This window comes from Geminisphaera colitermitum TAV2, assembly GCF_000171235.2.
Classification (GTDB): domain Bacteria; phylum Verrucomicrobiota; class Verrucomicrobiia; order Opitutales; family Opitutaceae; genus Geminisphaera; species Geminisphaera colitermitum.
The window spans coordinates 46,979-70,174 of sequence record NZ_ABEA03000091.1; the positions used below are offsets into that span (position 1 = coordinate 46,979).

Below are 23,196 nucleotides of genomic sequence, written 5' to 3' on the forward strand. Positions count from 1 at the left end.
GCAATGCCCGTGCGGAATGTCCAGCGCTCCCGCATCGACATAAATCGCGTCCTGAGTTACCGTGCCCTCCTTCACCAAAACCATCATGACCGCCAACACCACCCCTCCCCCCCCCTCCCTCACGCCCTCGCGCCTCATCTACGGTTGCATGCGCATCGGGGGCGTCTGGGAACCCACGCCGCTCACCGATGAACAACGCCGCGCAGGCTTTGCGGCAATCGACGCTGCGCTCAAAGCGGGCATCACGTTCTTCGACCACGCCGACATCTACTGTCGCGGTAAATCCGAACTCGTCTTCGGCGAATATCTCCGCGCCCATCCCGGTCTCCGTCAGCGCCTCACCCTTCAGTCCAAATGCGGCATCCGTTTCGCCAACGATCCGGTTCCCGGCGCTGCGCACCGTTTTGATTTCAGCCACGATTACATCCTCCGCTCTGTTGACGGCATTCTCCAGCGGCTCGGCATCGAACAACTCGACATCCTCCTTCTGCATCGTCCCGACTGCCTCGTGGAACCCGAGGAAGTCGCCCGCGCTTTCGACACCCTTCACACCACCGGCAAAGTTCGCGCGTTTGGTGTCAGCAACCACACCGGACTCCAGATCGACCTCCTCCGCCGCTACGTGCACCAGCCGCTCATCGTCAACCAACTCGAATTGAGCCTCGCCCACCATCCGCTGATTTCGGAAGGCTTTTTGGCCAACCAACGCGGCGTCCCTTCGCAACTCGCCACCGGCATGCTCGATTATTGCCGTCTGCACGACATCTCCGTTCAGGCGTGGAGTCCCGTGGGCGGCGGACGCCTTCACAAAACCGACCTTCCCGAAACCAGCCCGTTGCGTGGCCTCGTCGATTTTCTCAAGGCCATGGCTTCGGAGAAAAACACCACGATGGACGCCCTTCTGCTGGCCTGGCTCCTGCGTCATCCGGCGGGCATCCGGCCCGTTGTCGGCACGGTCAAACCCGAGCGCATTGCCGACGCCGCCGAGTCTGAGCGCATCACCCTGACGCGTGAAGAATGGTATGCCATGCTCGCCGCCGCCCGCGGTGACGTGCCTTGACCTCCCCCCCCCCCCCCCTCTCGCAGTACAGTCATGGGCATGGGGCGAATCCAAAGCGTAGGGGCTTCGCTTGCGAAGCCCGCGAATTGGCAAGTGTGCTCTGTCCGGCAGACGCGGGCGTCGCAAGCGACGCCCCTACGTTACGGCCATGTGCGCTAGCTTTTGGGGCTAGCGGCGGGAGTGCTTGATGTTGATCTGCGCGACAGCGAAGCGGACGAGGTTTTCGTAACGGTTTTTCTCGGCAGGATCGAGTTTGTCGGGGTTCTTTAAGGCTTCCTCGGCGCGCTTCATCGCGGCTTCGGCGGCGGCGGGGTCGATCTTGGCAGAGTCAATCGCGTGCTCGGCAAGGACGGATACGGTGTCGCCTTCAACTTGCGCGAAACCGCCGCTGACTATGAGGTGCTCGGTCTGGCCGTTTTTGGTCACGCGTAGTTCTCCGTCGGATACTTGCGTCAGGAGCGGCATGTGGCCGGGGAGGATGCCAATCTCACCCATCACCGTGGGTATGACCACGGTGTCGATCGTGTCGGAATAGACGCGAGCCTCGGGTGTGATGATTTCGAGAGTGAGTGGCATGGCGGGCGGCTGATGATGGTTCAGGTTTTGGCAGGCTTGGTGGCACCGCTGACGGCGAGAACTTCCTCGATGCCGCCCTTCATGTAGAAGTCGCCTTCGGCTACGTGGTCGAGTTCGCCGTCGAGAATGGCCTTGAAGCCGCGAACGGTGTCTTTGACGGAAACGTATTTGCCGGGGCTGCCAGTGAAGACTTCGGCAACGGAAAAGGGTTGCGAGAGGAAGCGTTGGAGTTTGCGGGCGCGATAAACGGTTTGCTTGTCCTCGGGCGAGAGTTCGTCGAGGCCGAGAATGGCGATGATGTCTTGAAGGTCTTTGTAGCGTTGGAGGACGCGTTGGACTTCGCGGGCCACGGTGTAGTGTTCTTCGCCAACGATGGCGGGGTCGAGGGCCTTGGAGGTGGAGGCGAGGGGATCGACGGCGGGATAGATGCCGAGTTCGGCGATGGAGCGTTCGAGAACGATCGTCGAGTCGAGGTGGGCAAAGGTGTTGGCGGGCGCCGGGTCGGTGAGGTCGTCGGCAGGGACGTAAACGGCCTGCACGGAGGTGATGGAGCCTTTTTTCGTGGAGGTGATGCGTTCCTGCAGGATGCCCATTTCGTTGGCGAGTGTGGGTTGGTAGCCGACGGCGGAGGGGGAGCGTCCGAGGAGGGCGGAGACTTCGGAGCCGGCTTGCGAGAAACGGAAGATGTTGTCGATGAAGAGGAGAACGTCCTGGTTTTTCTCGTCGCGGAAGTACTCGGTCATGGCGAGCGCGGAGAGGGCAACGCGCATACGGGCGCCCGGGGGTTCGTTCATCTGGCCGTAAACGAGGGCGACTTTGGATTTGCTGAGGTCGTCCTGGTTGATGACTCCGGCTTCGCTCATTTCGTGGTAAAGGTCGTTGCCTTCGCGGGAGCGTTCACCGACGCCAGCAAACACGGAGTAGCCGCCGTGGGCCTTGGCGATGTTGTTGATGAGTTCGAGAATGACGACGGTTTTGCCGACGCCCGCGCCACCGAAGATGCCGGCCTTGCCGCCCTTGGTGAAGGGGCAGATGAGGTCGAGAACTTTGATGCCGGTTTCGAGGATTTCGGCCTTGGTATCCTGTTCGGCGATACTGGGGGCAGGGCGGTGAATGGGATATTTTTTATCGAATTTGACGGGGCCTTTGTTGTCCACGGGGTCGCCGGTGACGTTGAAGATGCGGCCGAGCACACCGTCGCCGACGGGGACGGAGATGGGGGCTCCTGTATCCATGACGGGCATACCGCGGCGGAGTCCTTCGGAGGAGGACATGGCGATGGCGCGGAGAACGCCGTCGCCGAGGTGTTGCTGCACTTCGAGCGTGAGGCGTTCTTTCTTGGCGTTGACCTCAAATTCGACGGTGAGGGCTTGGTAAATGGGGGGCATCGCGGTTTCCGCGAATTGGACGTCAACGACGGCTCCGATGACTTGGACGATTTTTCCTTGCATAAAAATTAGAAAGTAGAAGTTAGGAATTAGGAAGTGGCGGACAGACTGGGGATTACGTTTTGCTTGGTGGTTTTGGTGATGCTGACAAAGATTGCGATGAGCTGGCGGGTTTCATCAAGGAGGGTGACCAAGAGCGCGGGGTCGATGATGGTCTCGACTTCGATGAGTTCGAGCCAGTAGGCGGTTTCCTCGATCTCCTTCAGACAGTCGCCAGTCTTGGCAAGGAATTCGGCACGGGAACGGGAGCGAAAGGCTTCACGATAATTAGCTCCGACAGAGGTGCCGGAACGCAGGAATTGTTTCCCGATGACGTGGGCGAGTTCGTTTTTGGGCAGGGCGCAATACAGACGGATGATGCGCCTTGCATATTGGAAGGTGCGGTTGCGCAGGTCTGAATTGTTATCTGCTTTGATCACTTTCTAATTCCTAATTTTTAATTCCTAATTTCCGGCGGCGGCTGCTGCGATTTCGAGGATTTCGTTGGTGATGGCCGTCTGGCGGGCCTTGTTGTATTTGAGTGTGAGGTCGTCGAGGAGTTTGCTGGCGTTGTCCTTGGCGGTCTTCATCGCAACCATGCGGGCGCTGTGCTCGGAGGCTTTGGCGGATAGCATGTGCTGGTAGATGATGCGGTTGACGTAGAAGGGAAGCAGGGCGTCGAGCGTGGCTTGCGCGCTGGGTTCGAAGATGATGTCGCGAGGGTCGTCGAGGTTGGTGCTGACCACACTGGCGCGTTCTTTCTCGGTGGCTTTTTCCAAAAACTCGGCGCGGACTTTTTCGACAAAGGTGCGGAGGTTGTCGAGGGGGAGAACAGGGAGCGTGATGGCGGTCTGAATGAGGGTGTTTTTGAAGCGCGAAAAGATGATCTCAATGGTGTCAACGGTGCCTTCGAGGTAGGCTTTGATGAGGAGGTCGGCAGCGACGCGAACTTGGGCGAAGGGGACGGCGTCGGTGACTTGCACATCGGCAATGAGGTTGCGCTGGGTGCGGGCGAGGTATTGCGCGCCTTTGCGTCCGATGGTGACAAATTTCGCGGGGGTTTTATCGCCAATCTCCGCAACGAGTTTGAAGAGGTTGGAGTTGAGGGGGCCGCAGAGGCCTTTATCGGTAGTGATGAGGAGGATACCGCGGGTCTTGACTTCGCGCCGGACGAGGAAGGGGTGCTGGTCTTCCTCGACGTGGGGGGCGAGGGCGGCGAGCATGGTCGTTATGAGTTGCGCGTAGGGTCGGCCAGCGAGGGCAGCCTGTTGCGCTTTGCGCATCTTGGAGGCCGCCACGAGCTCCATCGCCTTCGTGATCTGGCGGGTGTTTTTTACGGATTTGATCCGGCGGCGGATGTCGCGGGTGGATGGCATGGGTCGTGTAGAGGGCGACTTAAGGCGATGGAAATCGATTTAAGCCGATATAGAGCGGATGGAATGGAGTTAGGCTTTGGGTTGTGTGTTTTTCCACTCGTTGAGGGCGGCTTCGATTTTGGTTTCGAGGTCTTTGTCGAGGGCGGCCTTGGTGCGGATTTCGTTGAGGAGGGCGGTCTGGCGCGTGGCGAAAAATTCGCGGATCGAGACGGCAGCGGTGGTCACTTTCTTGATGTCGAGGCCGTCGTAAAAACCTTTCTGGATGGCAAAGAGGGTGACAACTTGCTGCTCGATGGGAATGGGGTTGAAGGCAGGTTGCTTGAAGAGTTCGACGATGCGGCTGCCGCGGTCGAGTTGGGCCTTGGTCTTGGCGTCGAGGTCGGAGCCGAATTGCGCGAAGGCTGCGAGTTCGCGGAATTGGGCGAGTTCGCCTTTGAGTTTTCCGCCGACTTGTTTGGTGGCTTTGATTTGCGCAGCGGAACCGACGCGGGAGACGGAGAGGCCTACGGAAACGGCGGGGCGAATGCCTTGGTTGAAGAGGTCGGTTTCGAGGAAAATTTGTCCGTCGGTGATGGAGATGACGTTGGTGGGGATGTAGGCGGAAACGTCGCCGGCGAGGGTTTCGATGATGGGGAGCGCGGTGAGCGAGCCTTTGCCTTCGAGGCGGGCGGCGCGTTCGAGGAGGCGGGAGTGGAGATAAAAGACGTCGCCGGGATAGGCTTCGCGTCCTGAGGGGCGTTTGAGGATGAGCGAGATTTGGCGGTAGGCGACGGCGTGTTTGGAGAGGTCGTCGTAAACGATGAGGGCGTCCATACCGTTTTCCATGAACCATTCGCCGATGGCGGCTCCGGCGTAGGGGGCGAGGTATTGGTTGGCAGGGTTGTCGGCGGCAGCGGCGGCTACGATGACGGTGTATTCAAGGGCGCCGGCGGCTTCGAGGGCTCCGATGGTGCGGACGATGTTGGAGTTTTTTTGTCCAACGGCGACGTAGATGGAATAGACGGGGCGGAAGTCTTTGGCTCCGGAGGCGAGGCCGATTTTGTTGATTTTGGCCTGGTTGATAATGGTGTCGATGGCGATGGTGGTCTTGCCTGTGCCGCGGTCGCCGATGATGAGTTCGCGCTGGCCGCGTCCGATGGGGATCATGGAGTCGATGGCCATGATGCCAGTGAAGAGGGGTTGGGAGACGGATTTGCGTTCGATGATGCCGGGAGCGATTTTTTCGACGAGGGCGGTCTCGGTGGTGGCAATGGGGCCTTTGCCGTCGAGGGGGTTGCCAATGGTGTCGATGACACGGCCAAGGAGGGCTTTGCCGACGGGGACGGAGAGGAGTTTGCCGGTGGTGCTGACTTCGTCGCCTTCCTTGAGGTGGGAGACGTCACCGAGGATGATGCAGCCGACTTCGTCTTGTTCGAGGTTGAGCGCGATGCCGGTGACGTTGCCGGGGAAGCTCACCATTTCGTTATACATGACGTCGGAGAGGCCGCTGATCTTGGCCACGCCGTCGGCCACGGTGCGGATGACGCCGGTGTTTTTGCGGACAGCTTTTTGGCTGAGTTTGGCGATCTGTTGTTCGATTTGGTCGAGGACCGTGCTCATGTGGAAATTAGAAATTAAAAATTAAAAGGTAGGAGTTGGGAATTAAGGGGCGAGCGAGGCGAGTTGTTGCGCGATGCTGGCTTCGTAGAGGTCATCGCCGACGCGGATGCGGAGGCCGGCAAGGAGGGCGGGGTTGGGTTTGCCGAGGGTCGCAACGGGGCGCTTGTAGCGTCGGCTGAGGGCGGCGCCGATGGCGGCAAAGGTGGCGTCGGCCACGGGGCCGGCGTGCTCGACAATGGCTTGGCTGCGGGCTAGGTCTTCAGCAATGAGGCGGCGGTAGGCTTTGAGGATCGGAATGGGTTGCGCGGAGTGGTGCTTTTCGATGTATTCAAGAACTCCTGACACGCGTTCGCTGTTGAGGCGTCCGTCCACGAGGCTGAGTTGGAAGAGTTGACGCGCGAGGTGCTGAATTTGTTTTTTGCCGATCATGCAGAGGGGGGGGGAGGGCCTAGTCCTTGAGGGAGGCGAGTTCCTGGACGGCGGCGGCGTTGTAGGCGGAGCGGTCGGCGTCGGTGAGTTTTTTGGCAAGCACCTGCTCGGTGGTGGTGACGACGAGGCGGGCGATTTCGGCGCGGGCTTCTTCGAGGAGACGCTTGTGTTCGAGTTCGTTGGCCTGGCGGGCTTTTTCGATGATCTCGGCGGCTTGTCTGCCGGCTTCGGCGCGGGCTTTTTCCTCGAATGCCTTGGCTGCTTTTTGCGCGGCGGCGAATTGCTCGCCGGCCTTGGCGTGGGATTCGGCAATGACGGCGGCGGCGTCTTGTTGAGCTTGGGCGAGTTTTTGCGCGGCGGCCTCGGCGTCCTTGAGACTTTGCTCGATCTTGGCGTTGCGGGCGTCGAGCGTGGCGAGGACGGGCTTGAAGGCAAATTTCCAGAGCAGGACCGCGACGATGGTGAAGCTCAGCGCCTGGGCGAGGAAGAGCGGCGCGTCGATGCCGAAGTCGTTAAAGAGTTTGGTGATGCCTCCGCTGGATTCGGCGGCGGTTTCTGGTCCGTGACTGGCGGCGGCGAGCAGGGTCAGGTTGAAAAACATGTTCGGGATTGGCAATAAAGGTGCGACGGGCGCGCTGGCGAAGGGGGGGGGGGGGGGAGGGGTCGGCTGATGGAGCGACCGACCCCGCCCGATGCTTCGGGTATGGATGTCCGAAGCAGTGGGAATTACTTGCCGAGGAAGAGGGCGTAGAACGCGACGGCTTCGGCGAGCGCCATGCCCAGAATGGACTGGACGAGGATTTTGCCGGAAGCGCCGGGATTGCGGCCAACGGCTTCAACGGCCTTGGTGCCGATGAGGCCCACGCCGATGGCGGCGGCGAGACAGCCGAAGGCGCCTTGGATGCTGCCAGTGATGCCGGTGCTTTGTGCGAGGATGTCGATCATGGTGGTGATGTGTGTTGTGTGGTTTTTGTTTGGTTGGATTTGCCGCCGTGTGCGCTCGTTACGTCACACTCCCGGCGGTAAAGTTGTATCCTGTCGTCAATGCGCGGCTTTGCCCTCCGCGTTGCCGTGGCCGGTGTCGTGTTCGTGGCCTTCGTCGTGGTTGCAGATGAGACCGATGTAAACGGCGATGAGCAGCGTGAAGACGAGCGCCTGGACGATGCCGATTAACAATTCGAGCAGGTAGAAGGGAACGGGCAGACCCCACTTGAACATGCCGAACATGGCGTGCAGGAGATTTTCGCCGCCGAAGATGTTGCCAAAAAGACGAAAGGAGAGCGAAACGGGACGGAAGACGATCGAGATGATTTCGATCAGGCCCACGCCAAAAAAGATGAGAAAGAGGAAGTAGTAGATGAGGGCGGGAATTTCCTTTTTGTCGGCCTTGTTGCCAAACCAGTCGTGCAGGATGAACTTCACACCGGCGTATTTGAGGATAAAATACACCCAGGCGACCATCGCCACGAGCGCCAGGCCAATGGTGCCATTCATGTCGGCATTGCCCGGGCGGATAAGGTCGCCCCAGTGGCCGTCTTCCATGATTTTGAGCGAGCCGACGCCTGGCAGCAGTCCGCTCCAGTTCTGAATCAGGATGAAAACGAAAAGTCCGATGAGCAGAGGAAACGCGGGGCGCGCGACCTTGGGGCCGACGATGGGCGCGAGCATGTTGAACAGGCCCTGCACAAGATTTTCGATGATCGCCTGACCGCGGCCCGGCACGAGTTTGACCCGGCCAACCATGAGGCGCACGATGAGAATCAGGGCCACCGCCACCACCCAGCTTGTCACCATGCTGTTGGTCACGGGAAGCGGGCCGAGATGAAAAAGCGCCTCGGCCTTGGGGAGTATCCCGTGTCCCTCCGCGGCTGAAACAGTTGTTCCCGAAGCGATCAACAAGATGGAGAGGGCCAGTGTTTTAGTAGCGGACATTGAAACGCGATGGAGCGGGATGTGAGTTCGTAAAAGGGGTTGGAAGTAGTCAAATGGATTCCCCTTCGTCAACCTGCGGAATCATTGCTTATGGCTGCTTTAAGTTTTCATTCAACCGAAATGCCCACGTGGCAACGGAAACTTATCGAACTGCGCCAGCCAGTGGCGCCAGTGGTTCCACTGTCGAGGGTTCCGTCATATCCGGCATCGGAGGCGGCTCGACCGGCACAAGGGCGGAAGTCCGAAGAGCGACAAATGAATAAAACCGCTCCGCCCGGCTTTGGAAAACCGTTTCCTCCTCGAACGGCCATGAATGCGGCGGCTCAGGCGCAAAGCTGCCGCCGGGCAACGCCCAGCAGGGGTGATTCATCACAACCTGGCTGGCGTAGCGGAAATAAGGTTCGTGATCCGTGCGGAAACAAAACTCCGTGCCCGCAACGGATCGAGCCGCCAGGGCGCTCATCAGGGCAGGTTGCGCCACCCGGTGTTTCCAGTGACGACGCTTCGGCCAGGGATCGGAAAACAACAACCAGATCCGCGTCAGGCGGACATGAATGCCATCGGCGGCGAGAGCCTCCAGCGCTTCCATGAAGAGAGCGGCCTCGGCCTGAATCCAAGCGATGTTGCGCAGTCCCGCGCGGTCGGATTTACGACCCGCGCGCTCCAGCCGGTCACGCAGCAAATCGATGCCAATGCAAAGCTCATGAGGATGCGCCGCCGCGTAAGCCGCGAGAAAATGTCCATGACCACACCCGATTTCGAGCGTGACGCGTTCGTACGCGGCAGCGCCTCCCCCCCCCCCTGCCAGCAACGGAGCGAGACGTTCGCGCACGCCGGCAATGCGCTGCGCACGGATGGAGTTGACTTGTTCCAACGACATAGCCCGCGCGGTGTGCCGGGTTGCCCGGGCCGCATCAATCCGAAAACACCGCCCCCGCCAGCCTCCCCCCTCCCCTGCCCCACCCGCCGCTGGTCCCAAATTTATGCGCCAGCCACCGGCATTTTGCTGGAACTAATTCCCACGAACTGGTGTATAATACCGCCGTATGCCAAACACCCCAGCTATCCAAGTCGGCCCGAAGCTTCTGCTTCGGGGTGTTCACCTAAACCTCACCGACGCCATGAAGGCGTCCATCGAGGGAATGGTGGAAAGGTTGGTAAGACACGAGCCGCGCATTGATCGCATCCGCATTGATGTCGAGCTCGACCGCGTTCACAGCGGTCCACAAATGTTCAACGCCAAAGGCATCATCGAACTGCGCGGACCCGATATGATCGCGTCCGTCTCCTCGGAGGATGCCTACAAGTCGGTGCATCTCCTCATCGAGAAACTCGACCGCATGATCCGCAAGCGAGACAGCGCCCTCAAGGGCCGCCGTCACGCCGACGAACCGCTGGCCGTGATTGCCGCCGCGCCGGACGAGTAGGCAACAAAACTCCCTCCGCCGCGAGAGGTCAGACGTCCGGTTCATTCGCTCCAATTCGTCTTTTTTAGACGGACTGAGCCGAACCAAACCAAAACCGCCCGCAAACCCTGCGCCTGATTGCGCAGGGTTTTTTTTGTGGTTGTGGATGCGAGCAACGCGGAAAATCGCTCAACAAAAAGCGGTGGACGTCTTTGGTGGACGCAGGCATTGCATTGCGCGGAAAAAGTCTTTCTCGTCGCGCGGTTCATTTGCATGGCATCGGGCCTTTAGCTCAACGGTCAGAGCAGGGGACTCATAATCCCTTGGTTGCGGGTTCGAATCCCGCAGGGCCCACCATCTTGATAGTCAATGAATTAACCAATATTTTCTGGTTCTTCGACATTTTCAGTGGTTCGACATGGAGTGCGGCGATTCATCGCCGCTTTAGACGGGTCGTTTTAACGGCCCGCCCTCCCGCCTTTCGCCCTGCTTCCTCCCGCTTCCGGTGCGTTCTTTGCAAGACGGTAGAGTGGGTGCAAGAGGGGAAGGCGAGGCGACGTGATTAATCACGTCGTCCAAAGCGGCGATGAATCGCCGCACTCCATAGCGCAATCCTGTCTTCCCACTGAAAACGTCGAAGAACCTATTTTCTCTTCGATTTTTGAGGGCATATTTTTTTGACTGTCCCGTTACTGTCCCGTTTTTTGAACACTGTTCCGGTAGCCTTCCTTTATCCGTGGCATGAGAGGAATTCTTGCCTGCTTGGATGAGAATGCGGAGGGATTGGTCGTTTCTTACCTTGAGTCCGAGATCGCAAAGAAAAAATCGAAATGTGCTCCCTCACCACCTCTCTCTGGGACTAAACAGTTTCTTCGGCCGCCGCGCAGTCGCTCTATGTCACGCGAGCGCCTCGGCCAGCGCGTCAACGAGTTCGTCCGCCGGTTCGCAGCCGATGCAGAGACGGAACAATCCCACGGGAATGCCGGCGGCGGCGAGCTGCGCGCGACCTGATTCGGAGGTCACGAGGTCGTAGTGCGCGAGGTAGATGAACGGCGAGATGAGCGTCGTCTTCATGCCAAAGCTCGGCCCCTTGGCGAAGCGCACACGGTCGTAAAACTGTTCGAGCGGGATGTGCGGCTTGAGCGTGAAACTGACCATGCCCCCGACCGACTGCGGCGTGCGCGCGATGGCGGCGTAATGGGCGCCGGAATCCCCCCCCCCCCCCCCCTGCCGGACGCCGGATTCCATCTCGTATTGTCCTGTCCAATACACGCGATCCACCGCCGGGTGTGTTTTAAGAAATTCGACGATACGCGGTGCGGTCCGGTTGATCTGCGCGATCACCTCCGGCGTGTCGCCAATCTGCGCGGCGAGGCGGGCGATGTCGCGCGGATACACCGGCTCCAGCGTCTCTGGCAGCGCGTCACGAAACGCCGCCGCGTGCGGATGCCCGGCGTTCACAACGACCGCTCCCATCAACACGTCGCCCTCGCTCGCGGTGTATTTGGTGAGGGATTGCACAACGACATCCGCGTGCGGGAGCACGTTGAGGTTGAGCGGAGACACGACGCTGGTGTCGAGGACGAGGAGCGCGCCATGCTCGCGGCAAAGCGCGGCGAGGGCAGACACGTCGGGCGTCTGCACAAGCGGGTTGGTCGGCACTTCGGCAAAGACGCCGGCAATGGCGGCGCCTTCGCGGGCAAAGAGTTCACGGAGCGCGACGAGGTTGGCGGCGTCGTGGATCGTGATGTGTTCGCCGGGCGCGGCGGTGTGGTGTTTTTCGAGCAGCGCGATGGTGTCGAGGTAGAGCCAGCCGAGTTGCACCCACTTGCGCCGGGCGGGGTTGCGGGCGCGCTGGAGTCGTGTGGCAACGGTCAGCGTGGCGTGGATGGCATTCATACCGCTGGGAGCAATAAAAACGTCGTCCGGTTCACCGCCGTAATAACCGGCCAGCGTGTTGATCACATGCCGCTCCGCGCCCGGGCCGGTGATAACCGCCTCGGGTTCGATGGCGGGCAGCACACCCTCGCGGACCAGATAGTCCTCGGCAGCGCGCGAAGAGAGGAAGGTGCCGGTGTTTTGTAAAAATGTCTTGGCGCGGCGGCTCAACTCTGGCTCGCGGTCGCGCGGCACAAGCACGCCCGGCAGAGGCGCGTCGGAGAGGAGCGTGGCTCGCGGATCAGCGAGGTGGTCAATTAACGCGGTGGCGGCGCAAAGCGAAGTGGCGAGCCAGACATCATGCGTGGTGTCTCCGCGTTGCGCCATCAGGTGCGCGGCGGCGCGGCGAATGAGCGGGTGAACGACAAAGCGCGGGTAGCCGGAGGTCATGCGCGCCACGACGTCGGAGTGTTTTTCCTCGTAACCGATGACCGCGCGCATCGTGGGCAGGCTGCAAGAGACGCCGTGGAGGCGGTCGGGAATGCGCTGGCCCAGTGGCAGGTGCGTGAGAGTCGTCGTTGGCATGGCGTGGTGTTGCGGAAAAAGGGAGCGATTTTGCCGGGGCGCGGCGCGGCTGGCAACTGCGCGATTCTTGGAGTGCGGTGATTAATCACCGCTTTGGACGACGCGATTTATCGCGTCGCCCTGCGGCGGCGGGGGGAGGAGGGGCGGAACAGGGGCGGACCGTTAAAACGGCCCGTCAAAGCGGCGATGAATCGCCGCACTCCATACTTAACAGCACATTGGGACGCATCCTGTCCGGCCTCCAAGCAACGTTGAAACTTGAAACCGCCCCGCCGTCCCGTGAGTTTGCGCCGCGATGAAACTTGTTTCCTGGAACGTCAACGGCGTGCGCGCCGTCCTGCAAAAAGGCCTGCTCGACTACATTGCCGCTTCCGGCGCCGACGCGATTTGTTTGCAGGAAACGAAGTGCCAGCCCGGTGACGTGCAGCATGTGGAGTGGCCCGCCGGGTACACCGCGCACTGGAACGCCGCGCAGAAGAGAGGTTACAGTGGCACCGCGATTTTCACGCGCATGGGCGCGGGAAGTTCTCCGGCCCTGACTCCGCTGGCCGTGACCGCCGGCATCGGACGCGACGAACATGACACCGAAGGGCGCGTGCTGACGGCGGAGTTCCCGGATTTTTATCTGGTCAATGCCTACGTGCCCAACGCCCAGCCCGAACTCGCGCGCCTGCCGTATCGCCAGCGCTGGGACGCTGATTTTCTCGCCTACCTGCGCGGACTCGAAACGCGCAAGCCGGTCGTCATGTGCGGCGACCTTAACGTCGCGCACGAGGAGATCGACCTGGCGCGCCCGAAGGAAAACGTGGGCAATCCCGGTTTCAGCAACGAGGAGCGCGCCGGGTTCCGCGAGTTCCTGCGTGCTGGTTTTTTGGATACATTTCGAGAATTCGAAAAAGGCCCCGGCCATTACTCATGGTGGAGCTACCGCGCCGGCGCGCGCGGCAAAAACGTCGGGTGGCGCATCGACTATTTCCTCGCCTCCGCCTCGCTGCGCCCGCGCCTGAAGCGCGCCTGGATCGAGCCAGCCGTCATGGGCAGCGACCACTGCCCGATAGGACTGGAACTGGCCTGACGCCTCCCCCCCCCCCCCCCCCCCTCGCCGAACTTTCACTCTATCATTAGAGTTCGCCTGTTTTTGCCTCTGCGGGAGAGAGACACTTCGTTTCCCTCCTATGAAATCCCGCATCCGCGCCCTCCTGTTGCTCCCGCTATTCTTCACCCTCAGTGCCGTCCTTGGCTTTGCAGGCGACCTGCTGCTCCTCGGCAAAAACGACAAACCAACGCCATTTTATGCACCCGGCGAGAAAATGACCTTTGAAATCCGTCTCCAACAAGACGGCAAACCCGTCACCGGGACACGCCTCTCGTGGACACGCACCGGCGATGACGGACTCACCGAAAAAGGCGAAGCCCTCTCCACCGCTGAACCGCTCGTCATCACCACCTCGACCGATAAGCCCGGCTTCGTCCGCATCCTCGTCAAGGCCCTTGATGCCGACGGCAAAATCATCCTCAACGGCAACGACAAAAAAAAGAAAGTCGCCTTCGACGGCGGCGCCGGCGTGCAGCCGGAAAAACTGACGAGCATACCCGAACCCGCCGACTTCGACGCCTGGTGGGCGAAACAAAAAGCCAAACTCGCCAAAATCCCCCTCACGGTTCTCGAACAAAAGCCGCTTCCCGAAACCCATCCCAACGTTGAAACCTTCGACATCAAAGTCGCCTGCACCGGTCCCATCCTTGCCGGCGACTCCGCCCCCAAGCCCGTCTCGGGCTATTTCAGCAAAACGAAAAATGCCGCGCCCAAGTCCGCCGCCGCTTTCGTCAAATTTCACGGATACGGCAAACGCTCCGCCATCCGCCGCGACGAGGACGCCAACGATCCCGCCAATCCCAAACTCGTCCTCGATATCAATGCCCACGGCATCGAGAACGGACAACCCGCTGAATTCTACGCCAACTTGAGCGAGACCACGCTCAAGAATTATGCTTTCAACAAGCAGGAAAACGCCACTCCTGAGACCGCCTACTTTTATGGCATCGCCCTTCGAGCCCTGCGCGCGCTTGAGTTCATCAAATCGCAACCCGAGTGGGACGGCAAAAACCTCACCGTCACCGGCGGAAGTCAGGGCGGATTTCAGGCCCTCCTCGTCGCCGGGCTCGATCCCGACGTCACCCGTTGCACCGCCGGCAAACCTTGGGTTTGCGACCTCGGCGGCATAACGATCAACCGGCTCAAAGGCTGGCGTCCCGACTACACGCGCGCGCTCGACTACTTCGACCCGGTCAACCACGCCAAACGTATCCGCGCCGACACCTATATTACCTCCGGTCTTGGCGATTACGTTTGCCCGCCCTCCGGCGTCACCGTGCTCTATAACAACATTCCGGATACAACCTCCAAGCGCATCGAATACATCCAAGGCGCCACCCACCGGCGATATCCCTCCTCGCTCAATCCGGTGAAGTTTGTAGTTAAAAACAAATGACATTCGCCCCCCCCCCTCCTTCGCCGCCAGCAATCACCGCGGCATCGGCACGGGCGCGCCGCTGTAACCATCACCTACCTGGTAGGGAGGCCTCTCCGAGGCCTCCGCCGTGCGTAGTGTGAGAATGCGAAACTCGTAGGTGATTGGAGCGTGGTTTCGGAGGCCTCGGAGAGGCCTCCCTACCGTTACGACAACGGCTACAATCGGTGGCCATAAGGTTACTCTACCATTAGAGTATCCATGCTTTTGACCCTGCGAGGGGGGATGCCTACTGGTGTCATTCAGTATTACGCCCACCTCTTTCCCCTTCATGAAAACTGCTTTCTCATCAGACTCATCCCGCGTTCGCGAGCATTCAGGTTTCACGCTGATCGAACTGCTGACCGTCATCGCTATCATCGGCATTTTGGCGGCAATCATCATCCCCACCGTTGGTCGCGTGCGGGAGTCCGCGCGCGCCGCGCAATGTCTTTCCAATCTCCGCCAGATAGGCATGGCCATCACCGCCTGCGCCTACGACGAGAAAATGCGTTACCCGTTCGGATTGGACAACAGGAACAACGCGGACATCCGCTGGCACAATTTCATCTACGCCTATCTCGCCATTCCCAAAGGCTCCTCCGACAAAACCCGCTCAATCCCGCTGCTCTTTTGCCAACAGGAAAAAACCAAGGCGGTCGACACCGGCAAAGGTTCCAACTATATTGCCAATCCGCACCTCATGCCCGAGCAAAAGAATGACAACCCCAGCGCGCGCCGTCCGATGTCCGCCGTGCAACGTCCCAGCCAGGTCATTCTCGTGGCGGACGGAGCGGTCAGCCAAATCACGTCAATGCTCGGCCGTACACGTTGGGGATTCACCAAGCAAGAGGGCTGGGACAAGGAAGGCGCGGAAAAAGCCGAAACCATTTCCCCCAACACGGAAAAAAACGGCGACCCCACCGACAACGACTTCAACTACCGTCTCAGTTGGCGGCACAACGGCAAGACGCAGGCCGTCTTTGCCGACGGCCACGCCGCCGCCCTCGCCGAAGGCCAACTGCGTTACAAACACTTCCGCACCGACTACTGAGTGCGGGGAGTAACAGTGGCGCGGGCGTCCCGCCTGCCGTAGGGGCGTCGCTTGCGACGCCCGCGTCTGCCGGACGGAGCACACTTGCAAATTCGCGGGCTTCGCAAGCGAAGCCCCTACGTATGGCGCGGACCTCCCGCCCGCTAACGACGCACAACGTCCTCTCCTCTCCCCTCCCCTCCCCTCCCCCCCCCCGTCGCGTTCCCCTCACCGTCGTTCCGGCAGCGTCGTCCCCTCATGCCAGACCGGGCCGACGAGCATCATGCGCGGCGTCTCCGGCAAACCCAGCTTGTTGCGGTAAAGATTGTTCACCAGATGATCGACGGTGATCCTCGCCCGCTCCTCCACGTTCGTATAAATGCCCGTGTTCGTGCCGTCATGCGTGTGCAAATTCACCTCCACGAGGCCCACATCCCGCGGTATTGACACCCCCAACTCCTTCAGGACCGGCAGACAATGCTGCAACGTCAGACCGTTCGACATCAGCATATCGGGCTTCCAGCGAACGAACCACCTGCCAAACGCCTCCGCCAGCCTGTCCTCCTCTGCGATCAACGGCGGCACCCGTTGCAATCCGCGCATGTAATCGCACGTCGCCAGAAAGCCCCCCCACCAGCGCTGCTGGGGTCTTTCAAACGTGCTCTTCATCAGGAAAAATCCCGGACGCCGATAACCCCGCGCCGCCAGCTTCTGCACCGCCAGTTGTGATCCGGCGAAATGATCCGAGTCCACCCGGTCAATCGCCGGATTGGTGACACTCGAACTCAAAGTCACCGCCGCGAAGTGCTCCCAGTTCAAATCGATGATTCTGCCGTCGGCGGAAGCGTGCTGGGGGGGCGGGAAAAACAGCCCGCGAATGTTGCGCGCATGCAACGCCCGCTCCAACCGCGTCGCGGCAGCAGCGCCACTGCCTCCATAGTCCGCGATCTCAAACGGCTCCAGTTTGAAACCCAACGCCTCCGCCTGCTCCGCGCCCGCCTTGAACATGCGGAGGACGTAAGGATTGTCGCGCAACTCCCGCCACTCCCCCCCCGCCTCCGACCGCGTGATGAACGCCAGAGTCCCCTGAAATCGCGCCGGATGCGCCTCCCGCCGCCGCTGCACAAACGCCACCACCAGAGGATTTGTCTGGTAGCCCATGCGTCGCGCCAGCGCCTGGATGCGTGCGCGTGTGGCCGGGGGCAGTTGCGGACTGTTGCGCAACGCGAGCGACACCGTGGTCACATGCACCTTCGCCTCGCGCGCCACGTCGCGCATCGTCACCGCGCCGCCTTTGGAACCTTTGCCTGCGTCCGGATTCATACCGGCAACTCTACTATTAGAGTGATGCAGTTGTCGATCATCAACGCCACCTCCGGCAAAACTGTTGCCCGTTCGTTTCCGCATCTACCCACCGCACGCCACCCATCCCCCCCTCCTCTTTGCCGACCAATTCCATGATACTCTGGGACTCCACCGTTCTCCCCACCCTCCACTGCGACTCCGCCGAGCCCGCCTGCCTGCTCCGCGCCGTCGCCGATCTCGCCTCCGACATCGAAAAACTCTCCGGACGGGCGCCGCTTGTCTCCGCGCATCCTGCCGCGTCCGGCAAAGCTGGAGCGGCGGCGTCCCCGCCGCCGGACGGGACGCCGCCGCTCCATCCATCGTGATCGGCACCGTGCAAAACCCCGCCATCCGCGCCTTCGCCGCCTCCACCGGCATCGACCTTGCCAGCCTCGAAGCGCCGGACGCCACGGAACGCTGGCGCATCCAATTCCTGGATACAAAAGAAAACAACACGCACGCCACCGTGCTCCTCTGCGGCAGCGACGCGCACGGAGCGATGTGGGCTGTTTACGAATTTTGCGAACGCATCCTCGGCATTGATCCGCTGTATCTATGGACCGACTCCCCCCCTCCCCCCCCTGCCGGGGCATTCCACATCCCGCGCTCCGCCATCCGCACCCACGAAGACCAGCCGCACACCTTTCGTTATCGAGGCTGGTTCATCAACGACGAAGACCTCCTCTGCGGCTGGCGCGACGGCGGCGGCCACCGCACCATCGACTATCCCTATTACCACCAAGTCGTGCATCCCGGCGTGATGGCGCGCGTCGTCGAAACCGCCCTCCGCCTCAAGCAAAACCTCCTCATCCCCGCCTCCTTCCTCGACATCGACAACCCCGCCGAGGAAGCCCTCGTGCGCCTCGCCACCGAACGCGGACTGCACATCTCGCAGCACCACATCGAACCCCTCGGCGTCAGCCACTTCGCCATGGAACGTTACTGGCGCGCCCGCGGACGCGCCACGCCGCCCTCCTACGTCACCGAACCCGACCTCGTGCGCGAAACCTGGCGACACTACGCCACCCGCTGGGCGCGCCACCCCGGCGTCGTCTGGCAACTCGGCCTGCGCGGACGCGGTGACCGCCCCGTGTGGGAAAACGACTCGCACGTCCCCCCGACGATGGAAGCCCGCGGCGCGCTCATCTCCCGCGCCATTGCCGACCAGCACGCCATCGTCGCCGAAGTGCTCGGGCGCGACGACTTCGTCTCCACCACCACGCTCTGGCAGGAAGGCACTGTGCTGCACAACGCCGGCCACCTCCACTTCCCTCCCAAAACCCTCATCCTCTTTGCCGACACCCTGCAAACTCCGCGCGCCGCCGGCGGTCAGCCCTTCTATGCGCAACGCTGGGGGGCCGACTTCCATTCCGTTGCGCGCCAGCCACGCCACGCCTATGGCATCTACTATCACGTCGCCGTGTGGCGCAGCGGCCCGCACCTCGCGCAAGGCGTGCCACCCGCGAAAATCCAGCACGCCGTCGGCGAAGCCGTGACTCGCGGCGACACCGCCCTGGCCATCACCAACGTCGCCAACCTCCGCGAAGTCGTTCTCGGCATCCGCGCCATGGCCGCGCTCACCTGGGACTTCGCCGCGTTCGACCACGACGCGTTTATGCGCGACTGGTGCGCCCGGCAGTTTGGCAACGACGCCGCGCCCGACGCCATCCGCTTGTATCAAGATTTCCACGACGCCATGCCCCCACTCCCCGCCGGCGACAGCGCGCACCCCGCGCTCTACCACGACGGAGCCCTCCGCGAATCCGGCCTCGTCTGCCTTGAAGCCATGCAACGCTTCGCAACATCCACCGACGCCCCCTCCCCCTCTCTTCCGATATTGGATGTTGGATGTTCGACGTTGGATGTTCGACGTTCGGGCCACAGGCCCGCCCCCCCCCCCCCCCCCTGGTTGGAAAACTTCACTCCGCAAACACTCCAAAACCTCACCACCTGGACCGCGCACGGACTCGCCCGCTGGCCCGCCGTCATCGCCAATGCCCGCGCCCTCGCGTCGCGCATCCCGCCGGAGCGGGCATCGTTTTTTCACCATCATTTTATCGTGCAGGCCGCCATCATGCTTGGCCTCAACCAATGGCTTGCCGCCCTCTTGCAAGCCTTCCGCGCACTCTCCGAAGCTCCCCCCCTCCCCCCCCTCGCCGCCGACGGATTGCATGCCGCCGCCGACGCGCTCGACCGCGCCATCGCCACCCGCGCCGCCTCTGAGACCGGCGTCTGGCGGCACTGGTATCGCGGCGACCACAAAATAAATCTCTCCGCGCTCGCCAGCCAGACCCGACGGCTGGCGGACGCACTCGCCCAAAAACACCAACCCGAACTCGTCACCACATCATGAATACCACCATCACAAAAACCATCACCCGCCTCGTCCTCGGCAGCCTCTTCGTTTTCGCCTCCGCTGTCGCCCACGCCGTCACCTTCACTTATCAAGAAGGCGTCAACGGCTACGTCGGCACACGCGACACAGAGATCCGAAGCACGGATTCCGCCGGCAACTACAACTACGGAGCCAGTAAGACACTTAACACCAGATATACGACAGGCGGTGACGCTGGAGCCGGTTTTCGCATTGATCGCGAAGTGCGCAACATCCTCATCCGATTCGAAGACCTCGCGCTTCCCGCCGGTGCAACGATCAATTCAGCCTCAATCACGCTGACCATCTCTTCAACCACCTCCTCCAACGGGAATGCATTGGTCAAGTTTTTCGCCTACCAACTCCTCACCCCATGGGATGAAGGAACAAAAGCAGGAACAAGCGGTGTCGCCAACTGGAACAAGGCCACGACAGATGATACTTGGTCAGTGGCGGGTGCGAAAGGTGCAGAGGACCGCAATCTGACGCCGGTTTTTGAATCTTCCATTACCTACACGGTGGGCACGGGGGAAGATGCCCTTGCAGCCGATGACAAGATCACCTTCACATTGCCCCCCAGCCTCGTGCAAACATGGCTCGACAATCCCGCCGGTAACTACGGCGTGATCCTCAATCTTGGAGTATCCAACAAGGATCGTTACCCCAACGTTGCCTTCCACAGCAGCGAAGCTGACACGCTGGCCCTGCGACCCTTGCTGACTATCGACGCCACGGTGCCCATCCCCGAGCCTTCCACCATTGCGCTGCTCGCCGGAGTCATCTGCGGCATTGCCACCCTCGCCATCCGCCGCAACCGCTCCATTGACTAATCTCGAAACATGAATCTCCCCGCCCCCCTCTCCGCCCTTCTTGCCATCGGCCTCATGCCGTTGCTCTGCGCCGCGCAGCCCGCGAAGCCACAACAAGCGCCCATAGAACAGGACGCCCTCCACGATGACGCCGCGCCAACAACAGCAACCAAAGCCGCCGCATCCGAAAAACCAATACACGCAACCATTGCCATCGACTGGACGAAACCAGAGCAACCCGCGACCCGCCGCCAGTTCTCCATCAATGCCACCGCGGGCGCGCGCCCCCTCCTCTCCGTCGATCCCCTCTACGGGAAAAACATGGCCTACATGAACGCGGAAGTCCTGCGTTACCACAAAGGCATTGTCCCGCGCGCCATCACCGGAAACGACCTGAAGAAAAACCCCAACGCCGGCGGCTGGGTCGATCTCGCCAACAAAACATGGAACCGCGCAACCATCCGCGACTCCTTCAAAAACTTCCCCATCGCCCCCGGCACCGACATCGTGGTCAACATCCCCAACTGGCCCCCTTGGATGGACAAAGACAAGCGGCTCGACCCCACGCAATACGACGCCTTTGCCGATTTTTGCGCCGAACTCGTGCGCATCCTCAACGTGGAACTGCGCCTCGGCGTGCGGTATTTCGAAATCACCAACGAACGCGATTTCGTTTACTGGCGCGCTCAACAAAAGGTCGGCGAACCGCCGCTCACCCGCGAACTGGCAAAGATTTTTCTCCTCTGCGCCGAAGCGATGAAGAAAGTGGACCCCACCATCAAAACCGGCGGCCCCGCCGCCGCCAGCGGTGAGAAAAACGTCTTCCCCATGCACCGCGAATTCATCCAGCTCACCCGCGCGCAGCTCGATTTCTTTTCCTTCCACGGCTACGCCACCGGCACGCCCGACCAGCCCGACGCCCTCATTTACGACAAGGCCGCCTGGCTCGGTTCGCTCATCAAAAAACACCGCGCCCTGCTCGACGAACTCAGTCCCGACCGTCACATCGAAGTCCACCTCAACGAATACAACATTTCGTGGACATGGAAGATAAGCGAACCCCGGATGCGAAACCACAAAGGCGCCGTGTTCGACAGCCTCTTCCTCATCGCTGCCGTCAAAGCCCGCGCCGATGTGACCAACGCCTGGAACGACCAGGAAGGCACCTACGGCAAGATGGATGTAAAAAACGGATACATACTCCGCCCGCCCGCGCATGTCTTTCACTACTTCAACAACTGGCTCGTTGGCCGCAGCGCCCGCGCCACCACCACCCATCCCAAGGCCGTTGTCCCCTTCGCCGTCGAATCTGCCGACGGCGGCCGCGCCTTCGTGCTCGTCAACCGTTCCAACGCCGCCAACACCGTCACACTCACCTTCGTCGGCCAGTCTCCCTCAACCACCACGGTGACAACCGCGCGCATCTCCGAGAAAGGCCCAACCGGTTTGGAAACAAGCGACATCCCTGCCGCCACCCTGCGCGCCCCCCTCACCCTGCCGCCGCATTCGGTGACATTTTACCGAATCAACAAATAGAGCAGTTTCATTTAAGCTGTAGCTATTTGATACCTGGTAGGGAGGCCTCTCCGAGGCCTCCGCCGTGCGTAGCGTGAAGTAGGATACGAAATTCGCAGGTGTTTGGAGCGTGGTTTCGGAGGCCTCGAAGAGGCCTCTCTACCGTTAAGACGACGGCTACAACTTCTGTTAAAAAATAATCCCCCCCCCCCACCACCACCCCCCCGCGCCTCCGCGCCTCCGCGTGAGCTTTTCACTCGCCGCCACCTGCCGCTGCGCAAACGTTGCCGGTTCATGAAACCGCAGCCGCAGACCATCTGGTGCAACTACGCGTTCGACGAACGCACCCGCGAACGCTTCCTCGCGCAAGTCACGCAAGCGGGCGCGGTGCCGCATCGTGTGATCTTCGCCGCGCGCGACAGATCCCCCAACGCCTCGGTGCTCACCGTCGCCGCGCCCGACCCCACGCTGCGCGAGGCGACCATCGCACTCGGCCAGCCCGACCCCGCCACCTGTCTCGACGGCGGACGCCTGCGTTGGATCGCGCTCACCAGCGCCGGTTACACACGCTACGACACACCCGCCTTCATGGACGCGCTCAAGGACGCCGGCATCGCGCTCACCAACGCCTCGTCCGTCTTTGCCGAGCCGTGCGCCCAACACCTGCTCGCCATGATGCTCACGCTCGGACGCCAACTCCTGCCCGCCCGCGACGAACAACTCGGCAACCGCACATGGCGCTTCATGGAATTGCGCCGCCGCTGCGTGCTGCTCAACGGGCAGACCGTAGTGCTTCTTGGATACGGCGCCATTGCCCGCCGCCTCGTCGAACTCCTCGCCCCCTTCGACATGAAAATCTACGCCGTGCGCCGCCGCGCCTACAGCGAGCGCGGCGTGCACGTGATCGCAGACGATAAAATCACCGCCGTCCTCGCCGAAGCCGATCACGTCGTCAACGTGCTCCCCGACAACGCCGCCACGCTCAACTACGTCAACGCCCGCCGTCTCTCGGCGGTGAAACCCGGCGCGCATTTTTACAACATCGGACGCGGCACCACGGTGGACAATCGCGCCTTGCAGGAAGCGCTCGAAAGCGGACGCCTCGGCGCGGCCTATCTCGACGTCTTTGAACAAGAACCGCTGCCGCCCTCGCACCCACTCTGGACCACCCCCAACTGTTACATCACGCCCCACGCCGCCGGCGGACGACGCGACCAGGACGAGGCCATTGCCGCGCATTTCGTGCAAAATCTCCGCCTCTTCGAATCAGGCGCAACAACTCCCCCCTCCCCCCCCCTTCGCGACCGCGTCGTGTGAGCCCGCTCAACTTGAGCGTTGAGCGT

Annotated in this window: 22 protein-coding genes and 1 tRNA gene; 11 read left to right on the forward strand and 12 right to left on the reverse strand. The window is 61.4% G+C overall.

Annotation, left to right across the window (positions count from 1 at the left end; translation table 11 throughout):
* Window positions 1-85 precede the first annotated feature (85 nt).
* A complete protein-coding gene (locus tag OBACDRAFT_RS09550) occupies window positions 86-1,060 on the forward strand; it encodes an aldo/keto reductase (RefSeq protein WP_043585148.1) in 975 nt (324 codons plus the stop codon).
* Window positions 1,061-1,228: 168 nt separating this feature from the next.
* Here OBACDRAFT_RS09550 and atpC read toward each other — a convergent pair whose 3' ends face one another.
* The 10 genes from atpC to trmB form a co-directional block, all read right to left on the reverse strand.
* Entirely contained in the window at window positions 1,229-1,636 is a 408-nt protein-coding gene (atpC, locus tag OBACDRAFT_RS09555; RefSeq protein ID WP_043585045.1) for an ATP synthase F1 subunit epsilon, read from the reverse strand.
* A 20-nt stretch (window positions 1,637-1,656) separates the two neighbouring features.
* Window positions 1,657-3,087 (reverse strand): F0F1 ATP synthase subunit beta, encoded by a 1,431-nt coding sequence (gene atpD, locus OBACDRAFT_RS09560; RefSeq protein ID WP_043585047.1) that lies wholly within the window; start codon window positions 3,085-3,087, stop codon window positions 1,657-1,659.
* A gap of 26 nt (window positions 3,088-3,113) precedes the next feature.
* Window positions 3,114-3,503, reverse strand: a complete 390-nt coding sequence (locus OBACDRAFT_RS09565; RefSeq protein ID WP_198529871.1) for a four helix bundle protein — start codon at window positions 3,501-3,503, stop codon at window positions 3,114-3,116.
* 24 nt (window positions 3,504-3,527) lie between these two features.
* Entirely contained in the window at window positions 3,528-4,439 is a 912-nt protein-coding gene (gene atpG / locus OBACDRAFT_RS09570; RefSeq protein WP_043585049.1) for an ATP synthase F1 subunit gamma, read from the reverse strand.
* Between the two features lie 69 nt (window positions 4,440-4,508).
* Window positions 4,509-6,038: a F0F1 ATP synthase subunit alpha gene (gene atpA, locus OBACDRAFT_RS09575; protein ID WP_043585051.1), complete on the reverse strand. Its 1,530-nt coding sequence runs from the start codon at window positions 6,036-6,038 to the stop codon at window positions 4,509-4,511.
* A 42-nt stretch (window positions 6,039-6,080) separates the two neighbouring features.
* Window positions 6,081-6,467, reverse strand: coding sequence for a F0F1 ATP synthase subunit delta (locus OBACDRAFT_RS09580; RefSeq protein WP_043585052.1), 387 nt, complete (start codon window positions 6,465-6,467; stop codon window positions 6,081-6,083).
* Window positions 6,468-6,486: 19 nt separating this feature from the next.
* Window positions 6,487-7,068, reverse strand: coding sequence for a F0F1 ATP synthase subunit B (gene atpF / locus OBACDRAFT_RS09585; RefSeq protein ID WP_043585054.1), 582 nt, complete (start codon window positions 7,066-7,068; stop codon window positions 6,487-6,489).
* 125 nt (window positions 7,069-7,193) lie between these two features.
* Entirely contained in the window at window positions 7,194-7,412 is a 219-nt protein-coding gene (locus OBACDRAFT_RS09590; protein WP_043585056.1) for an ATP synthase F0 subunit C, read from the reverse strand.
* 96 nt (window positions 7,413-7,508) lie between these two features.
* Window positions 7,509-8,399, reverse strand: a complete 891-nt coding sequence (locus OBACDRAFT_RS09595) for a F0F1 ATP synthase subunit A (RefSeq protein WP_052361604.1) — start codon at window positions 8,397-8,399, stop codon at window positions 7,509-7,511.
* 142 nt (window positions 8,400-8,541) lie between these two features.
* On the reverse strand, window positions 8,542-9,279 hold the full coding sequence (gene trmB, locus OBACDRAFT_RS09600) for a tRNA (guanine(46)-N(7))-methyltransferase TrmB (RefSeq protein ID WP_081721937.1): 738 nt from the start codon (window positions 9,277-9,279) through the stop codon (window positions 8,542-8,544).
* 166 nt (window positions 9,280-9,445) lie between these two features.
* Between trmB and hpf the strand changes: the two genes are divergently transcribed.
* Both hpf and OBACDRAFT_RS09610 read left to right on the forward strand, forming a co-directional pair.
* On the forward strand, window positions 9,446-9,826 hold the full coding sequence (hpf, locus tag OBACDRAFT_RS09605) for a ribosome hibernation-promoting factor, HPF/YfiA family (RefSeq protein ID WP_043585058.1): 381 nt from the start codon (window positions 9,446-9,448) through the stop codon (window positions 9,824-9,826).
* Window positions 9,827-10,086: 260 nt separating this feature from the next.
* Window positions 10,087-10,162, forward strand: a tRNA-Ile gene (locus tag OBACDRAFT_RS09610).
* A 540-nt stretch (window positions 10,163-10,702) separates the two neighbouring features.
* On the opposite strand, the gene OBACDRAFT_RS09615 is transcribed toward OBACDRAFT_RS09610, so the two are convergent.
* The gene (locus OBACDRAFT_RS09615) at window positions 10,703-12,268 is read right to left on the reverse strand and encodes a PLP-dependent transferase (protein WP_043585060.1); all 1,566 of its coding nucleotides are present in this window, start codon (window positions 12,266-12,268) and stop codon (window positions 10,703-10,705) included.
* 295 nt (window positions 12,269-12,563) lie between these two features.
* On the opposite strand from OBACDRAFT_RS09615, the gene OBACDRAFT_RS09620 reads away from it, so the two are divergent.
* From OBACDRAFT_RS09620 to OBACDRAFT_RS09630, 3 genes are all read left to right on the forward strand, one after another.
* Window positions 12,564-13,343, forward strand: coding sequence for an exodeoxyribonuclease III (locus tag OBACDRAFT_RS09620; protein ID WP_043585062.1), 780 nt, complete (start codon window positions 12,564-12,566; stop codon window positions 13,341-13,343).
* 100 nt (window positions 13,344-13,443) lie between these two features.
* Window positions 13,444-14,760: an acetylxylan esterase gene (locus tag OBACDRAFT_RS25245; RefSeq protein ID WP_052361607.1), complete on the forward strand. Its 1,317-nt coding sequence runs from the start codon at window positions 13,444-13,446 to the stop codon at window positions 14,758-14,760.
* A gap of 310 nt (window positions 14,761-15,070) precedes the next feature.
* Window positions 15,071-15,832, forward strand: coding sequence for a DUF1559 family PulG-like putative transporter (locus OBACDRAFT_RS09630; RefSeq protein WP_052361608.1), 762 nt, complete (start codon window positions 15,071-15,073; stop codon window positions 15,830-15,832).
* Between the two features lie 207 nt (window positions 15,833-16,039).
* Here OBACDRAFT_RS09630 and OBACDRAFT_RS09635 read toward each other — a convergent pair whose 3' ends face one another.
* Window positions 16,040-17,134: a LacI family DNA-binding transcriptional regulator gene (locus OBACDRAFT_RS09635; protein ID WP_043585065.1), complete on the reverse strand. Its 1,095-nt coding sequence runs from the start codon at window positions 17,132-17,134 to the stop codon at window positions 16,040-16,042.
* A gap of 134 nt (window positions 17,135-17,268) precedes the next feature.
* Here OBACDRAFT_RS09635 and OBACDRAFT_RS09640 point away from each other — a divergent pair, with 134 nt between their 5' ends.
* The 5 genes from OBACDRAFT_RS09640 (at window position 17,269) to OBACDRAFT_RS09660 (ending at window position 23,170) form a co-directional block, all read left to right on the forward strand.
* Complete coding sequence (locus OBACDRAFT_RS09640) at window positions 17,269-17,481, forward strand: hypothetical protein (protein WP_043585067.1); 213 nt, start codon at window positions 17,269-17,271, stop codon at window positions 17,479-17,481.
* Window positions 17,478-19,508: a glycosyl hydrolase 115 family protein gene (locus tag OBACDRAFT_RS09645; RefSeq protein WP_043585068.1), complete on the forward strand. Its 2,031-nt coding sequence runs from the start codon at window positions 17,478-17,480 to the stop codon at window positions 19,506-19,508. The genes OBACDRAFT_RS09640 and OBACDRAFT_RS09645 overlap by 4 nt, the downstream gene beginning before the upstream one ends.
* Window positions 19,505-20,359 (forward strand): DNRLRE domain-containing protein, encoded by an 855-nt coding sequence (locus tag OBACDRAFT_RS09650; RefSeq protein ID WP_043585070.1) that lies wholly within the window; start codon window positions 19,505-19,507, stop codon window positions 20,357-20,359. The genes OBACDRAFT_RS09645 and OBACDRAFT_RS09650 overlap by 4 nt, the downstream gene beginning before the upstream one ends.
* Before the next feature lie 9 nt (window positions 20,360-20,368).
* A complete protein-coding gene (locus tag OBACDRAFT_RS09655; RefSeq protein ID WP_052361609.1) occupies window positions 20,369-21,874 on the forward strand; it encodes a GH39 family glycosyl hydrolase in 1,506 nt (501 codons plus the stop codon).
* 273 nt (window positions 21,875-22,147) lie between these two features.
* Window positions 22,148-23,170 carry a D-2-hydroxyacid dehydrogenase gene (locus OBACDRAFT_RS09660; protein WP_043585072.1) on the forward strand — a complete coding sequence of 341 codons (1,023 nt, stop codon included), beginning with the start codon at window positions 22,148-22,150 and terminating at the stop codon, window positions 23,168-23,170.
* The last annotated feature ends 26 nt before the right edge of the window (window positions 23,171-23,196 follow it).

Bases quoted from the DNA above. Each gene is read 5' to 3' on its own strand.
- OBACDRAFT_RS09550 (WP_043585148.1), top strand. From the start codon at position 86: ATGACCGCCAACACCACCCCTCCCCCCCCCTCCCTCACGCCCTCGCGC.
- atpC (WP_043585045.1), bottom strand. From the start codon at position 1,636: ATGCCACTCACTCTCGAAATCATCACACCCGAGGCTCGCGTCTATTCC.
- atpD (WP_043585047.1), bottom strand. From the start codon at position 3,087: ATGCAAGGAAAAATCGTCCAAGTCATCGGAGCCGTCGTTGACGTCCAA.
- atpG (WP_043585049.1), bottom strand. From the start codon at position 4,439: ATGCCATCCACCCGCGACATCCGCCGCCGGATCAAATCCGTAAAAAAC.
- atpA (WP_043585051.1), bottom strand. From the start codon at position 6,038: ATGAGCACGGTCCTCGACCAAATCGAACAACAGATCGCCAAACTCAGC.
- OBACDRAFT_RS09580 (WP_043585052.1), bottom strand. From the start codon at position 6,467: ATGATCGGCAAAAAACAAATTCAGCACCTCGCGCGTCAACTCTTCCAA.
- atpF (WP_043585054.1), bottom strand. From the start codon at position 7,068: ATGTTTTTCAACCTGACCCTGCTCGCCGCCGCCAGTCACGGACCAGAA.
- OBACDRAFT_RS09590 (WP_043585056.1), bottom strand. From the start codon at position 7,412: ATGATCGACATCCTCGCACAAAGCACCGGCATCACTGGCAGCATCCAA.
- OBACDRAFT_RS09595 (WP_052361604.1), bottom strand. From the start codon at position 8,399: ATGTCCGCTACTAAAACACTGGCCCTCTCCATCTTGTTGATCGCTTCG.
- trmB (WP_081721937.1), bottom strand. From the start codon at position 9,279: ATGTCGTTGGAACAAGTCAACTCCATCCGTGCGCAGCGCATTGCCGGC.
- hpf (WP_043585058.1), top strand. From the start codon at position 9,446: ATGCCAAACACCCCAGCTATCCAAGTCGGCCCGAAGCTTCTGCTTCGG.
- OBACDRAFT_RS09615 (WP_043585060.1), bottom strand. From the start codon at position 12,268: ATGCCAACGACGACTCTCACGCACCTGCCACTGGGCCAGCGCATTCCC.
- OBACDRAFT_RS09620 (WP_043585062.1), top strand. From the start codon at position 12,564: ATGAAACTTGTTTCCTGGAACGTCAACGGCGTGCGCGCCGTCCTGCAA.
- OBACDRAFT_RS25245 (WP_052361607.1), top strand. From the start codon at position 13,444: ATGAAATCCCGCATCCGCGCCCTCCTGTTGCTCCCGCTATTCTTCACC.
- OBACDRAFT_RS09630 (WP_052361608.1), top strand. From the start codon at position 15,071: ATGAAAACTGCTTTCTCATCAGACTCATCCCGCGTTCGCGAGCATTCA.
- OBACDRAFT_RS09635 (WP_043585065.1), bottom strand. From the start codon at position 17,134: ATGAATCCGGACGCAGGCAAAGGTTCCAAAGGCGGCGCGGTGACGATG.
- OBACDRAFT_RS09640 (WP_043585067.1), top strand. From the start codon at position 17,269: ATGATACTCTGGGACTCCACCGTTCTCCCCACCCTCCACTGCGACTCC.
- OBACDRAFT_RS09650 (WP_043585070.1), top strand. From the start codon at position 19,505: ATGAATACCACCATCACAAAAACCATCACCCGCCTCGTCCTCGGCAGC.
- OBACDRAFT_RS09655 (WP_052361609.1), top strand. From the start codon at position 20,369: ATGAATCTCCCCGCCCCCCTCTCCGCCCTTCTTGCCATCGGCCTCATG.
- OBACDRAFT_RS09660 (WP_043585072.1), top strand. From the start codon at position 22,148: ATGAAACCGCAGCCGCAGACCATCTGGTGCAACTACGCGTTCGACGAA.